We start from the raw sequence: 433 nt of genomic DNA on the forward strand, positions 1-433 counted from the left end.
GACTGCGCGATGATGCCGGGCGCCAGGAACGCCAGGTACGGCACGCCGCCGGTGTCGACGACGTGCAGACGGCTGAAGGTCTGCCCGAAGATCAGCAGCCACAGCGCGGGCTGGACCATCCGGGTGAACAACTCGGTGCGGTCATGACGCAGCTTCTGGAGTTCGACGAGCGCGAACGCACCCATCCGCATCGCCACCGCGCGCACGCGGCGCAGCCCGCGCGGCGCGCGTACCAACTCAACTGACACGGCGCGCCGTCCTCCTGGTCGAGCGGACCTCACCCAGACCGGAGCGGCGCGGGTCGGCGCCGCCCTCGAGATCCGAGCCCGCGTAGTGGCGGAACACGTCTTCGAGCGTGGTCTCCCCGGCGTCGTCCGATGCCTGGCTCGATACGGCCCGCTTGAGCTCGTCGGGCGAGCCGACGGCCTGCAAC

Annotated in this window: 1 protein-coding gene and 1 pseudogene; both read right to left on the reverse strand. The window is 70.9% G+C overall.

Annotation, left to right across the window (positions count from 1 at the left end; all coding sequences use genetic code 11):
- Positions 1-248: pseudogene (locus tag CS062_RS25490) on the reverse strand (hypothetical protein); the annotation flags it as partial.
- Positions 238-433, reverse strand: a 196-nt coding sequence (locus CS062_RS25495) for a hypothetical protein (protein ID WP_438270504.1), incomplete at its 5' end; no start/stop codon positions are given. The gene CS062_RS25495 and the pseudogene CS062_RS25490, both read right to left, overlap by 11 nt.

This window comes from Roseateles chitinivorans, from assembly GCF_002761755.1.
In the GTDB taxonomy this organism is placed as follows: Bacteria; Pseudomonadota; Gammaproteobacteria; order Burkholderiales; family Burkholderiaceae_C; genus Roseateles; species Roseateles chitinivorans.